General features: G+C 60.7%; 10 protein-coding genes. 4 read left to right on the plus strand and 6 right to left on the minus strand.

Features of this window, described 5'->3' with window-relative positions; translation table 11 throughout:
- Nucleotides 1–9 precede the first annotated feature (9 nt).
- Nucleotides 10–1,899 (plus strand): MFS transporter, encoded by a 1,890-nt coding sequence (locus tag CIT25_RS28865; RefSeq protein ID WP_095488577.1) that lies wholly within the window; start codon nucleotides 10–12, stop codon nucleotides 1,897–1,899.
- A 90-nt stretch (nucleotides 1,900–1,989) separates the two neighbouring features.
- Here the strand turns inward: CIT25_RS28865 and CIT25_RS28870 are convergent, their stop codons facing one another.
- The gene (locus CIT25_RS28870; RefSeq protein WP_095488578.1) at nucleotides 1,990–2,184 is read right to left on the minus strand and encodes a DUF2735 domain-containing protein; all 195 of its coding nucleotides are present in this window, start codon (nucleotides 2,182–2,184) and stop codon (nucleotides 1,990–1,992) included.
- Between the two features lie 316 nt (nucleotides 2,185–2,500).
- Here CIT25_RS28870 and CIT25_RS28875 point away from each other — a divergent pair, with 316 nt between their 5' ends.
- Nucleotides 2,501–3,538, plus strand: a complete 1,038-nt coding sequence (locus CIT25_RS28875; RefSeq protein WP_095488579.1) for a glutamine synthetase beta-grasp domain-containing protein — start codon at nucleotides 2,501–2,503, stop codon at nucleotides 3,536–3,538.
- 142 nt (nucleotides 3,539–3,680) lie between these two features.
- On the opposite strand, the gene CIT25_RS28880 is transcribed toward CIT25_RS28875, so the two are convergent.
- The 4 genes from CIT25_RS28880 to CIT25_RS28895 form a co-directional block, all read right to left on the minus strand.
- On the minus strand, nucleotides 3,681–3,992 hold the full coding sequence (locus CIT25_RS28880) for a hypothetical protein (RefSeq protein ID WP_095488580.1): 312 nt from the start codon (nucleotides 3,990–3,992) through the stop codon (nucleotides 3,681–3,683).
- Between the two features lie 39 nt (nucleotides 3,993–4,031).
- Nucleotides 4,032–6,548 (minus strand): MBL fold metallo-hydrolase, encoded by a 2,517-nt coding sequence (locus CIT25_RS28885; RefSeq protein WP_158302664.1) that lies wholly within the window; start codon nucleotides 6,546–6,548, stop codon nucleotides 4,032–4,034.
- A 246-nt stretch (nucleotides 6,549–6,794) separates the two neighbouring features.
- On the minus strand, nucleotides 6,795–8,204 hold the full coding sequence (gene glnA, locus CIT25_RS28890) for a type I glutamate--ammonia ligase (protein ID WP_095488582.1): 1,410 nt from the start codon (nucleotides 8,202–8,204) through the stop codon (nucleotides 6,795–6,797).
- 54 nt (nucleotides 8,205–8,258) lie between these two features.
- Nucleotides 8,259–8,597 carry a P-II family nitrogen regulator gene (locus tag CIT25_RS28895; protein WP_006205430.1) on the minus strand — a complete coding sequence of 113 codons (339 nt, stop codon included), beginning with the start codon at nucleotides 8,595–8,597 and terminating at the stop codon, nucleotides 8,259–8,261.
- Nucleotides 8,598–8,999: 402 nt separating this feature from the next.
- On the opposite strand from CIT25_RS28895, the gene CIT25_RS28900 reads away from it, so the two are divergent.
- Nucleotides 9,000–10,532 carry an NAD(P)H-hydrate dehydratase gene (locus CIT25_RS28900; protein ID WP_095488583.1) on the plus strand — a complete coding sequence of 511 codons (1,533 nt, stop codon included), beginning with the start codon at nucleotides 9,000–9,002 and terminating at the stop codon, nucleotides 10,530–10,532.
- Nucleotides 10,529–12,532 carry a hypothetical protein gene (locus CIT25_RS28905; RefSeq protein ID WP_095488584.1) on the plus strand — a complete coding sequence of 668 codons (2,004 nt, stop codon included), beginning with the start codon at nucleotides 10,529–10,531 and terminating at the stop codon, nucleotides 12,530–12,532. Before CIT25_RS28900 ends, CIT25_RS28905 begins: the two co-directional genes overlap by 4 nt.
- Nucleotides 12,533–12,567: 35 nt before the next feature.
- Here the strand turns inward: CIT25_RS28905 and CIT25_RS28910 are convergent, their stop codons facing one another.
- Nucleotides 12,568–14,100 (minus strand): acyl-CoA carboxylase subunit beta, encoded by a 1,533-nt coding sequence (locus CIT25_RS28910; protein WP_095488585.1) that lies wholly within the window; start codon nucleotides 14,098–14,100, stop codon nucleotides 12,568–12,570.
- Between the last annotated feature and the right edge of the window lie 59 nt (nucleotides 14,101–14,159).

Here is a 14,159-nt window from a genome sequence, read left to right on the forward strand (position 1 = left end):
GACGAATTCATGGTAATGGCAGCGACCGCCGGCAGAGCAAGCCGCGGCATGACGCGGGAAGAGAAGAAAGTCATCTTCGCTTCCTCACTCGGCACCGTTTTCGAATGGTATGATTTTTATCTCTACGGCACTTTGGCGGCCGCGATCGGCGCCGCGTTCTTCACGCAATATCCCGAAACAACGCGCAACATCTTCACGCTGCTGGCTTTCGCCGCGGGCTTCCTCGTGCGCCCATTCGGGGCGCTGGTGTTTGGCCGCATCGGCGATCTCGTCGGCCGTAAATACACCTTTCTCGTCACCATCCTGATCATGGGTCTGTCGACCTTCCTGGTCGGCATACTTCCTGGCGCTGCCAGTTGGGGCATCGCGGCGCCGATCATCCTGGTTGCACTGCGCATGCTGCAAGGCCTGGCGCTGGGTGGCGAGTATGGCGGTGCTGCGACCTACGTCGCCGAGCACGCTCCCGACGATCGTCGTGGCTTCTACACATCGTGGATCCAGACGACAGCCACGCTCGGCCTGTTCCTGTCGCTGATCGTCATCCTGATCGTGCAGAATTCGCTGAGCAAGGAAGACTTCGCGGCCTGGGGCTGGCGCATACCGTTCCTGGTCTCTGCGGTCCTGCTGGGCATTTCGGTCTGGATACGCCTGTCGCTTGCCGAATCGCCGACATTCCAGCGGATGAAGGATGAAGGTAAGGGCTCCAAGGCGCCACTGACGGAAGCGTTCGGCCAATGGAAAAATGCCAAAATCGCCATTTTGGCGCTTCTCGGCCTTACTGCTGGCCAGGCCGTGGTTTGGTACAACGGGCAGTTCTACGCACTGTTCTTCCTGCAGAACGTGCTCAAGGTCGACGGCCAGTCGGTCAACATCATGATCGCCATCGCGTTGGCGCTCGGCACGATCTTCTTCGTCGTGTTCGGCTGGCTCTCCGACAAGATTGGCCGCAAGCCGATCATCATGGCGGGCCTGGCGCTGGCGATCGTCACCACATTTCCGCTGTTCAAGGCGCTGACCTGGGCAGCCAATCCGGCGCTCGCCACTGCGCAGCAAAACACCCGTGCCACGATTACCGCTGCGCCTGGCGACTGCAAGTTCCAGTTCAATCCAACCGGAACGCGCAAGCCTCTCACGTCGTGCGATATTGCGACGGACTTCCTCGCCAAGAGCTCCGTGCCCTATGACATTGTCACGACAGCGGCTCCGGGGACCGCGGCCAGTGTCAAGATCGGCGCCGAAACGGTGGCGTCCTATGATGCCGTGGCAGCCGCAGACAAGGCAACTTCAAGCGACGCCGCCTTCAAGAAGGCAATCAACATTGCGTTGCAGGACGGCGGCTATCCGCTCAAGCGTGCTGCAGCCAAGGTCGCCGACCAGAAGCTTGACGCCTTCGTCGCGGCCAATCCGGAACTGAAGCTCGACGCCGCCGCAATCCGCGCCGGCGACAAGACGACGGTTGCGGTCGACCAGGCGATCAAGGACAAGCTGCTGACGGCCGATGAGGCTGCGGCGGGAGCGCCCGAGATCACCGTCTACAACGTCCCGGAAGCAGGCGCCTTTGCGATGTTTGCCGACCCTGCACAGGTCAACTGGGCAAAGGTCATCGGCATCCTGTTCATCCTGGTCCTTTACGTGACCATGGTCTACGGACCGATCGCCGCGATCCTGGTCGAGATGTTCCCGACACGCATCCGCTACACCGGCATGTCATTGCCCTATCACATCGGCAATGGCTGGTTCGGAGGCCTGCTGCCAGCAACGGTGTTCGCGCTCAGCGCCTACAAGGGCGACATCTATTACGGCCTCTGGTATCCGGTGGTGATCGCGGCGATGTCGCTGATCATCGGTATGATTTTCGTCAAGGATACGCTGGGAACGAACTTGCACGCCAAGACCTGATCCTGGCCTGACGGCGAAAATGAAAAGCCCGGCGCGAGTGATCGCGCCGGGCTTTTCAATTCGTCGGAAGCGGGGCGGAAGGAAGGGCCTTTAGCTCTTCCGGTCCTGCTTCTCTTCTTCGATGGCCGCTTCGTGATACCAGCCGCTTCCGAAATCCATACGGTTGCGCAATGAAGCAAGTTCTGCCGCGAACTTAGCCTTTCCGCTTAAATTTGAGGCAGAAGCGCGCGCTGCCACCGGGAACATCAGGATTTTGGCCGACTGACGGGTAGGAGTGATTTCCATTGTCGGTCTCCTTTCTTCTGCAGAGCCTTGCCGATTGAATCTTTCCCGAAGATAGGTTCTGCAATCCAGTTAGGCAATATGATTATAAAAAGATCAGCAACTGCCTATTATTTATACAAAACATGCTTGTGATTGATCCGGACGCATTGCGATGACGACGCAACGAATTTGTCGGGATGCGGCGTCAGTTTTGTCGCATCCTTTGCCGGTGAAAATGGCACACGAATTGCTTTTTAATAATCCGGCAGGTCGGCTGCAGGGTGGCTGGCACGCCAGCGCCGTCCAAGGTTCGGTGATCAAGCAACGAGAGGCTAGAATGACGAAATACAAGCTCGAGTACATTTGGCTCGATGGATACACCCCGGTTCCCAACCTTCGCGGAAAGACGCAGATCAAGGAATATGCCGAGTTCCCGACGCTCGACCAGCTTCCGCTGTGGGGCTTCGACGGTTCCTCGACCATGCAGGCCGAGGGCCACTCGTCCGACTGCGTGCTGAAGCCGGTCGCCATCTATCCGGATCCCGCGCGCACCAATGGCGTGCTCGTCATGTGCGAAGTCATGATGCCGGACGGCGTGACGCCGCATGCATCCAACAAGCGCGCCACCATCCTCGATGACGAGGGCGCCTGGTTCGGCTTCGAGCAGGAGTATTTCTTCTACAAGGATGGCCGCCCGCTCGGCTTCCCCGAAAGCGGTTACCCGGCGCCGCAAGGCCCGTATTACACCGGCGTCGGCTACAGCAACGTCGGCAGCGTCGCCCGGCAGATCGTCGAGGAGCATCTCGATCTCTGCCTTGCCGCCGGCATCAACCATGAAGGCATCAACGCCGAGGTCGCCAAAGGCCAGTGGGAATTCCAGATTTTCGGCAAGGGCTCCAAGAAGGCCGCCGACCAGATGTGGATGGCCCGCTACCTGATGCAGCGCCTCACCGAGAAATACGGCATCGACATCGAATATCACTGCAAGCCGCTCGGCGACACCGACTGGAATGGTTCCGGCATGCACGCCAATTTCTCGACCGCCCATATGCGCGAAGTCGGTGGCAAGGCCTATTTCGAGGCGCTGATGGCCGCCTTCGACAAAAACCTGATGGATCACATCGCAGTCTATGGCCCGGACAACGACAAGCGTTTGACCGGCAAGCATGAGACCGCGCCGTGGAACAGGTTCAGCTATGGCATCGCCGACCGCGGCGCCTCGATCCGAGTGCCGCATTCCTTCATCAACAACGGCTATAAGGGTTATCTCGAGGATCGCCGCCCGAACTCGCAGGGCGACCCCTACCAGATCGCTTCCCAGATCCTGAAGACGATCGCCTCCGTGAGCACGGCAGAGAAGAAGGCCGCAGCCTGAGCATTCCGCACGGCGTAGACGCCAGCGTCTGCGCCGTGATGTGGCGGATGATGTCTTTGACTCGCCGCAACTAAAGACAGTCGAGCATCGAGATTGTTCGCAACGATAGCGGGCTGAAGCTAAAGATAGTGGGTCTGAAGCTTCAGCCCTGCGTGCCGACTACCTTGTTACCGCGCACAATTACAGTCTTCCGGCCGGGGGCGAAATCGTGCTCGCCCTGACGTTCCATAACCACCAACGCCGCATCATCGGATTCATTGGGGTCTCGGACGCGGCCCGCCCCGGCATCCGACCCGCGCGGTTTTCCCTGGCCGAAGTATTTTACTTTCAGATGGTCAAGGTCCGCTCCAACCCCGTCGACCTTGGGAAGCGACGTAGAGTCGATCGGAATCTCATCGATCGCCGTCCAACCCTTCATATTTTCTTCTGCAATTGTCTTGGGACTCTTCGCCATGACAGCCACCTTTCTAATCCCACACTACCACCGCTTGGACTACCATCCCAGTCCCAAGCAAGTGAATTGCCTCAGGATTTTATACTCGATCGCCCATTCCGGGGCAGTTACACGGCCGTGAGGCATATCCCTTATATAGGCCTGCTTGGCTTGGAACAAAGCCTGCGCCGGCGCAGCCCCAGCTGCGAAGGCCGTCCAGAAGCTGCGGTGGATGGGCTCCCCGAAAAAATTCAGCTGACCGTCCAACGGCGAATAGTGGGCACCGGTGCAACCGACATAGGCGAGCGCTCCGAGCTCCAAAAAACGCAATGCCAACGACGAAGCGACGGTCCTCGGCGTGACCGCCCAGTGATCGCTTGCCCGTGTCGCGATCTCCTGCACCGTCAGGGCGCCCCAGCAACAGCCGGTGAGCACGGTGGCTCCATGGGCCTTGATGGCGCCGGCAAGATTGGTGAGGTTCACCGCCTCGACCGCTCCTCCATCGTCTTCGCCCCAAAACCGGGTTCCGTCGGTGTCGGAACCGTGTAGCATGAAATAGAGCTGCCGCGCATCGAAGTGCCCGGTCCGAACGTTTCCGAAGTCGTCCGGGCCGCTGACCAACATTTGACCCCGTCCGCCAAGCCTACGAAACACGTTATCCGCAAACGGTCGCTCGGCATTCCGCGACGCGAACTTGATCGGTGTGGTGCGGTTGTCTTCGGCCGTGAGGCAACCCAGCAGGAACGCCGCGCTCGAACAGTCGGGAATTCGCGACACTGGCAATTCCCCGAGACCGTCTCCGTCGACATCGCCATATCGTTGGTCGCTCCAGACGACAAAGCGGTCAGGATCCGAATTCGCCGAGACTCTGTCCCTCAGGTCTGGAGGCAGAACGTCGTATATCAGCGCGGGCACGACATTGTAGTCGCCGAGGATTACAACACCCTTCACTCCCGTCGCGCTATTCCTGATCTTGGTGAAGGTAGCTTCCTCGCCCGTGGCTTCGACAAGCGTACTGCCGCCTTCCTCGATCATGGTCCTCGCCGTGTCATAACCTGCATCGCCGATCTTGCGCCGCAGCCGTTGAGGATCAGTCAAGAACAACAGCCTGGGCAGGACACGGCGATTTCCCAGATAGCGCTTCGTCATATCGTCGGAGGCAGAAACCGCACCAACTGTGTTTTGCTCGATGTCTACCGTGATGGTTACCCGCTTCAGCAGTGCCGGGATCTTCGCGGTGATCTCCAAAATTGCATCGGCCGGAAGCTGAGACGCGGCCATCCCGGAAATTGGATTTCCGCCAAGCGAGGCCGGTGGCGGCCCAGCCGGCATTGTCACCGTTGAGATGGCCGTTGCGGGCTCGAGGACCAATTCGTCACGCGGCTTGGGCTGTGGATCGCTCAATTCGCCCTCTGTTATGCTGATCCTTACCTGTCCCCGGGAAACGTCGACCGTGAACTGGCCGTTCTTGTCCGTTCTGGCCCAGATGAGCGGATTGCTTGAATTGCGAAGCAGCCGCAGCACCTTTGGATTTGGATGCGCCGCTCCGTTGCGGCCGGTCGACATACCAAAGAATCGGGTGTCGGGGAATCGCGACAGCACATGCTCCTCGAAAGCGTTGTAGGAGGCATGGTGCGGCAGCTTGATGAACGCATACGGTCCCGCTTCGACCACATGGTCCAAAAGAGCCGCCATTTCATTTTCAAGGCCTTCGACCTCGGCCTCGGCGAACTGCATGTCGCCGGTGAGCAAGCAACGATTGGCTCCTTTTCCCACGGAGATGACAATGCTCTGGTTATTCTTGGCGGCGCCTGCGCCAGGTCTGTCGAGAAAGTCGAGGACGGCATCGGGAAGAATGACGTCCGGTGTCGGATTGCCGTCGGTAAGTGTCCGGTAGATGGCCACGTCGTCGAGATCGCCGGCCTGCAGGCTGGCAATCGCGTCGACAGCGTCACGATCGAATTGCGCGATGGTTTCCGCGCACAGGACAATTTGTTCCGCTGACGGTCCGAGAACCTTCAGACCGATATTGCGGAACTGCTCTTCAAGATCAGAAATCTCCGGATCGTCGAGACCGCGGTAGCGAACGACTCTCGTGCCGCGCTGCTCCAATGTTTCAATCATCTCGATGTACAGATCACGCTGGGAAGCGGCGTCGGATATGAACGCCTGTACGGTTGCATCGCTCAATCCGGGAGCCAGAGGCTCTTCCTGAAGGCTGGCCAGGACACGAAACCGCAGGCGATCGGATGCATCGCTGCCGAGCGCGAGTCCATATCCAGCAAACTCATCGGCAACCAGAGCGACCTTGGGCGCGATGACCTCCCGCTCAACCATTTCCGGCAGGCACCCGATGTGATCGGAATGACAGTGCGTCAGGATGAGCAGAGAAAGTTCGAGCGGTCCTTCCGGCTGGTCCATCAATTCACGGAGCTGCGCGGGGATGGAAAGGTGCCCAGAGGATCCTGTGAAGTCGCCCTTGTGAGCACCGTCGATAAGGATGGTTCTGCTGTTCGCCTGAATCAATATGCAGTCGCCATACTGGCTTTGACCTACATCGAGAAAATGGATTTGCATCGCCCCCTCCGCTTGATAAGCCACCGCCTTAGTATGATGCATTAGCGATCGACAATAAATAGGTCGCGTTAAAGAGCACTAATATAACGTTCCTGTTGCCGTACTATGAAAACCTCGCATTGTTTTCTGCCTATCCGACTTACCGACTTCTATCCGCACGGCCATATCTCGATTGGCTCCTACGACAGATGACAAGAAAAACCCCGGCGTCTCCGCCGGGGTTTTTTCTTGTCTCTTAACGGTCGGTCAGACCGAATAATACATGTCATACTCGACCGGATGCGGGGTCATTTCGAAGCGCATCACTTCGGCCATCTTGAGCTCGATATAGCTGTCGATCTGGTCGTCGTCGAACACGCCGCCGGCCTTCAGGAAGCCGCGGTCCTTATCGAGGTTCTGCAGCGCTTCGCGCAGAGAGCCGCAGACGGTCGGGATCTTCTTCAGTTCCTTCGGCGGCAGGTCATAGAGATCCTTGTCCATCGGCTGGCCGGGATGGATCTTGTTCTTGATGCCGTCGAGGCCGGCCATCAGCATGGCGGCAAAGGCGAGGTAGGGGTTCGCGCCCGGATCGGGGAAGCGGACCTCGACGCGCTTGGCCTTCGGCGATGAGCCGAATGGAATGCGGCAGGAGGCAGAGCGGTTGCGAGCCGAATAGGCGAGCAGCACCGGCGCTTCATAGCCGGGCACCAGGCGCTTGTAGGAGTTGGTAAGCGGGTTGGTGAAGGCATTGATGGCCTTGGCGTGCTTGATGATGCCGCCGATGTAAAACAGGCAGCTCTCCGAGAGGCCGGCATATTCATTGCCCGCGAAGGTCGGCTTGCCGCCCTTCCAGATCGACTGGTGGACGTGCATGCCCGAGCCGTTGTCGCCGAAGACCGGCTTCGGCATGAAGGTGGCCGTCTTGCCGTAGGCGTTGGCGACCTGGTGCACGACATATTTGTAAATCAGCATCTTGTCGGCGTTGCGGACCAGCGTGTCGAACTTGATGCCGAGCTCGTGCTGGGCAGCTGCGACTTCGTGGTGATGCTTTTCGACGCGCACGCCCATTTCGGCGAGCACGGTCAGCATCTCCGAGCGCATGTCCTGTGCCGAATCGATCGGCGGCACCGGGAAATAGCCGCCCTTGATACGCGGACGGTGACCGAGGTTGCCGGTCTCATAGTCGGTGTCGTCGTTGGACGGCAATTCGGTCGAGTCGAGCTTGAAGCCGGTGTTGTACGGGTCGGCCTTGTACTTGACGTCGTCGAAGACGAAGAACTCGGCTTCCGGGCCGACGAAGATCTGATCGCCGATGCCTTCCGCCTTCATGTAGGCTTCGGCCTTCTTGGCGGTGCCGCGCGGGTCGCGGTTGTAGGACTCTCCGGAAATCGGATCGAGGATGTCGCACAGGATGACCATGGTCGACTGTGCGAAGAACGGGTCCATATGCACCGTCTCGGTGTCGGGCATCAGCACCATGTCGGACTCGTTGATCGCCTTCCAGCCGGCGATGGAGGATCCGTCGAACATGACGCCGTCGGCAAACATGTCTTCCTCGACCTCGACGACATCCATAGTCACGTGCTGCAGCTTGCCCTTCGGATCTGTGAAGCGCAGGTCAACGAATTTCACGTCGTTGTCCTTGATCTGCTTCATGATGTCTTTGGCTGTCGTCATGTCATGTTTCCCTGTCTGATGACGTTTCGAGGAGATGATCTGAAATCAGAAACCTCAGACCGCGTCCATCCCTGTTTCGCCGGTGCGGATGCGCACGACTTCCTCGATGTTGGAGACGAAGATCTTGCCATCGCCGATGCGGCCGGTCTGGGCGGCCTTTCGGATGGCTTCGATCGCGCCTTCGACTGCGTCGTCACCGAGCACGACCTCGATTTTCACCTTGGGCAGAAAATCGACAACATATTCGGCGCCGCGATAGAGCTCGGTATGGCCCTTCTGGCGGCCAAAACCCTTGGCCTCCGTAACGGTGATGCCTTGCAGCCCGGCCTCCTGAAGCGCTTCCTTCACTTCGTCTAGCTTGAACGGCTTGATGATCGCTTCGATCTTTTTCATGTAAAAAGTGGCCTCCACTGCCAAAAAGACGGGTTGTGAGCCCCGCTTGCGCCTCCTTCAAGCACGAACTGTGCCAATTTGAGGGGATTCGAAGCGGTATCACGCGATTTCGATGCCATGCCGCGTCAGGATGTGATTTCGCGTCATTCGCTGCGTTGGATGCGTCATGGATACTGGGAGCCTACACATTGTCAGCGCTCCCGTCCGCACAATAATTGAGCATATAGCGCACTTTGCAGGCATTTGTGTTTCGGCGACGCCATTGTCCCCAACGATGTGCTTACAGATTGCGCCATCTCGGCACCCGTTTGCTTCGAACCGAAAACTGGACGATCTTTGAACACAGGACCGGGGTTTTGAACACAAGGTGATCGGGCTTGAGCCAATGCGTATCGGCACTCCATGAGTAGCGAACTTTTGTCTCCGGCCGAGATGACCGAGGCCGACCGGCTGGCGATCGCCACCGGCCCATTGGCCGGCATCGACCTTATGCGCAACGCAGGTGCCGCGGTCTCTGCCGTGGTGCTCGCCCATTTTCCAGTTGCCAGTCGGGTCCACGTCCTGTGCGGTCCCGGCAACAACGGCGGCGACGGATATGTCGTCGCCCGCATTCTGAGGGACAGCGCCGTCGACGTAGCCGTGTGGGCGTCCGGCTCGCCCAAAGCCGGCAGCGATGCGGCGCTCGCTGCTTCGGAGTGTCCGGTCAGGCCTCGGCCGCTATCGGAGTTTGTTGCCGAGACAGGCTCGATCGTGGTCGATGCGCTTTATGGGGCAGGGCTGTCCAAGCCGCTGTCCGGAGATGCCGCCAGGGCGGTCGAGGTTGCGACAGAACTGAGCCTGCCTGTCGTCGCGGTCGATCTGCCCTCAGGCGTGTCAGGCGAGAGCGGCCAGAGTCTCGGCCAGGCATTCCGTGCCCGGATCACGGTGACGTTTGCGCGAAAAAAGCCCGGCCATCTGCTGTTGCCTGGGCGCGAGATGTGCGGCGAGCTGGTGCTTGCCGACATCGGTATCGGCGACGGGATCGTTGCGCAGCTTGAACCGCGAACCTTCGAGAACACCCCGCCGCTTTGGATCGGGAATTTCCCTGTTCCAGCCGTCGACGCCCATAAATACAGGCGCGGCCATGTCGGCGTCTTTTCCGGCGGGCCGTCGGCAACGGGCGCCGCACGGCTGTCGGCGCTTGCCGCGGCCAGAAGCGGGGCAGGGGCTGTGACCGTGCTGTCGCCGGCGAACGCCATGCAGGTTAACGCCGCGCATCTGACCTCGATCATGCTGCACAAGAGTGACAGCGTTGCAGACGTACAGGAATTCATCGGCCGCCGCCGGCCGTCGGCTTTCGTCCTCGGACCCGGATTTGGCGTCGGCGAAAAAACACGTGATTTTGCCCTCGGCGTGCTGGCTACCGGGCAGCGGCCAGACGGCAGGGTCGACGGGCTGGTGCTCGATGCCGATGGCATCACTTCGTTTCGCGATGCGCCGAACGTTTTGTTCGAAGCCGCCCGTCGTCCGAACGCGCCGGCGCTGGTGCTGACGCCGCATGAGGGCGAATTCGCCAGGCTGTTTCCGGACATCGCCGGAGACACGAACCTGTCCAAGCTGGCCAAGGCGCGCACTGCCGCCGAGCGCGCCGGCGCCATCGTCGTCTACAAGGGCGCGGACACGGTGATCGCGGCGCCCGATGGCAGAGCAGCGATCAACGGCAATGGCGCGCCATGGCTGGCCACCGCCGGTTCGGGCGACGTGCTGTCGGGCATCATCGCCGGCTTTCTGGCGCAAGGCATGCCGGCTTTCGAAGCCGCCTGCGCAGCGGTCTGGATCCATGCCGAGGCCGGCAGCCGTTTCGGACCGGGGCTGATCGCCGAAGACTTGCCGCTGGCGCTGCTGCCGGTGCTGCGCCAGCTTGCCGAACGTCGCAACGAGGTGACTGCTGGATGAACCGCTGGGTCGCGCTGCTTGCCACAGTCTTCATCGCCGTTTTCATGGCACACACCGCGCGCGCCGAAGGTCTCGTGACCATCGTCGACGATCCGGCCGTGCTCGCCGCCCTCGATGCCAAGGGTTTTGGTTTCGCCGGCATTTTCGGCGTCGATGGCAAGGGCGACCTGAAGACGCTCTATGACAAGGCACCGGGCTATCACGCAATCGTCGAAACGATTGCCGGCGATGTCGCCGCGCTGCGGGCCGAGATGAAGGCTGGCGGGCGGCCGCTCTACGAAGTCACCGACGGCAATGTCGGCCGCATCATGGACATGCGCTGGCTGAAGACCGGCGCCGCGCGCTTCAGGCTGGTCGGTGTCGTCAATAGGATCGACCGGCGCGATTTCACCGAAGCGCGCGACGACGGGAGTTGCGGCGAGGTGCGTTTCATTTATCGCCTCGCCTACAGCTTCAAGAAGAACGGCAAGGTTCTGGCCTCGCGCCTGCCGTTCAACTTCAATGCCATTTACAGCGCCGCGCCAGACGCAGATGGCGGCTGCGTCGGCGTTGCCGGACGCTGGACGCCACAGCTCGACGAGACCGTCGATACCGGCTGGCTCATCGGTGGGCCGCTGGATAAGGCGGGACTGAGCTTCAAGCAGCTCGAGCTCAACGCACAAGTGGTGCGCTTTCCCTCCGGCCAGGAGACCGAATTCGGCGGCCAGGCCGCCTATCTCATGCGGATTTTTGGCATCGATGGAGAGACGGTCAGCGAGAGGCCGCTGGAAAACACGCCGGATGTGGCGCTGCTCTCGGAAGACGCCGCGCTGAAAGCGAAACTCGCCGACTATATCAGCGCCAATCTCGCGGCGGTCGATCTCGGCGTCTACGAAATCCCCGATGAGTTCCTGGCGAAAAAAGTCATCTCATGGTCGACCTTCGGCAGCGCAAGGCAGGCCAACCACCCGTTTACGCCATTATTCCAGCCCGCGGATTTTGTCGGGTTCGATTATTCCGCGCTGAGACTGGTGCGCACGCCGGAAGCGCTGGTCGAGCGGCTGGACAATGGCGCCTGCCAAGGTTGCCATCAGGCGGGTTCGACCGCCGGTTTCCATTTCATCGGTCTCGACGACAAGACGACCTCGCCGCTGAACCGCATCGAAGTCGGCATCTCGCCGCATCTTCATGCCGAGATGCCGCGGCGCGAGGCTTGGCTGCGCGCGACCGCCGAGGGCAACGAGCCGAACCGCTTCCGCCCGCTGTCCTTCGCGCCGCCGGCGGCATGGAAGGACGCCGGCGAGGTCGCCTATGCGCCGGCCGCAATGGCGATGCCGTGCCTGATGCCGGAGGATGCGGCCCGTTTCGGGACGACTTGGCAATGCGGCGGCGGCACTGTCTGCACGCCGCTGGCGACTGCGTCGGGCGTGCGGACCAAACTGGCGCAATGCCTGTTGCCTAAGGACAGCGACAAGATGTTTGCCGGCCACCCGTGCCTGACCGGCTCGATCGCCAGCAACCCGGCGCAGCCGTTCAACGACCGCTACAGCATATCAGGCCAGTTTGCGGCCTTCGCGACCGACATTTCGCGCACCGCCTACACGTGCCGGCCGCCGAAGATCGGCGTGCCGGCCGGCATCGCCTATCGCGGCTGCGACGACAAGGATCGTGCCTTTGCCGGCTTCAAAACGGGCAAGCCGATGCCGAACGAGATCTGCGGGCTGGTCGGCGGCAAGAAATTCGACACCTGCGTGGCAACCAACAATTTCGACCAGTGCCTCGGCGGCGCGGTCAATCGCGGCAACCGGCCGGCTTGCTCGGCCGATCATTTCTGCCGCGAGGATTATATGTGCCAGTCGCTGCCGCCAGACACGCCTGGTATCGGCAAGGTGAAAGGTATCGGCTTCTGCTCGCCGACCTACTTCATTTTCCAGATGCGCATAGACAACCATGCGACACCTTGGGCGGGCGCTGTCCGTGCGACGTTGGGGGCGGGGTTTGGAGCGGCGGAAGCGGAGTGAGCTTTTGCTGTGGTCGCTTTCGCGCTGTCAGCGCCTCACAATGGAATGTTGTCGTGCTTCTTCCAGGGGTTCTGCATATCCTTGTTGCGCAGCATGCGGAGCGCGCGCGCGATGCGGCGACGGGTCGAATGTGGCATGATCACCTCATCGACGTAGCCGCGCTCGGCGGCGACGAAGGGCGACAGGAAGCGATCCTCGTAAGCCTTTGTATGCGCTGCGATCTTCTCCGCATCGCCGATGTCCTTGCGATAGATGATCTCAACGGCGCCTCTGGCGCCCATCACTGCGATCTGCGCCGTCGGCCAGGCATAGTTCATGTCGCCGCGCAGATGCTTTGACGCCATCACGTCATACGCACCGCCATAGGCCTTTCGGGTGATGACGGTGATCTTCGGAACGGTCGCCTCGGCATAGGCGAACAAAAGCTTGGCGCCATGCTTGATCAGCCCGCCATATTCCTGCGCGGTGCCGGGCAGAAAGCCCGGAACGTCGACGAAGGTGACGATCGGAATCGAGAAACAGTCGCAGAAGCGAACGAATCGCGCCGCCTTGCGGCTGGCGTCCGAATCGAGCACGCCTGCCAGCACCATCGGCTGGTTGGCGACGAAGCCGACCGTGCGGCCTTCAACGCGCCCAAAACCGGTGACGATGTTTTTCGCAAAATTCTGCTGGATCTCGAAGAAGTCACCCTCGTCGGCAACTTTAAGGATCAATTCCTTGATGTCGTAGGGTTTGTTGGCGTTGTCGGGGATCAGCCGGTCGAGCGACAGATCGTGATCGGTGACCGACTGGTGGCATTCGATCTCGGGAATATCCGCCGTATTCGAGGCCGGCAGCAGATCGACCAGCCGGCGCATCTGCAGCAACGCCTCGACGTCATTGTCATAGGCGCCGTCGGCGATCGAGGACTTCGTCGTGTGGACGAAGGCGCCGCCGAGGCTCTCGGCGGTCACTGTCTCGTTGGTGACGGTCTTCACCACGTCCGGCCCGGTGACGAACATGTAGGAGCTGTCGCGAACCATGAAGATGAAATCGGTCATGGCCGGCGAATAAACGTCGCCGCCGGCGCAAGGGCCCATGATCAGTGAAATCTGCGGGATGACGCCGGAGGCGAGCACATTGCGCTGGAAGATCTCGGCATAGCCGCCAAGTGCTGCCACGCCTTCCTGGATGCGGGCGCCGCCGGCGTCGTAGAGGCCGATGATCGGTGCGCGGTTGCGCAGCGCCATCTCCTGCACCTTGACCACCTTTTCGGCGTGGGCCTCGGACAGCGAGCCGCCGAACACGGTAAAATCCTTGGCGAAGACATAGACCGGGCGGCCGTTGACGGTGCCCCAGCCGGTGACGACACCGTCGCCGGCGATCTTGGTCTTCTCCATGCCGAAATCGGTCGAGCGATGCTCGACATACATGTCGAACTCCTCGAACGAGCCCTCGTCGAGAAAGACGTCGATGCGTTCGCGCGCGGTGAGCTTGCCCTTCTTGTGCTGGGCATCGATACGGGCCCGCCCGCCGCCCATGCGCGCCATGTCACGGCGTCGCTCGAGTTCCTTCAGCACGTCCTTCATCGGTCGATCCTCGAAACGGAAGCTGATTTGTGGTAATCATGGCGGCAGGGGAGCGCAAG

The sequence above is a fragment of the Mesorhizobium mediterraneum genome (assembly GCF_002284565.1).
Taxonomy (GTDB): Bacteria; Pseudomonadota; Alphaproteobacteria; order Rhizobiales; family Rhizobiaceae; genus Mesorhizobium; species Mesorhizobium mediterraneum.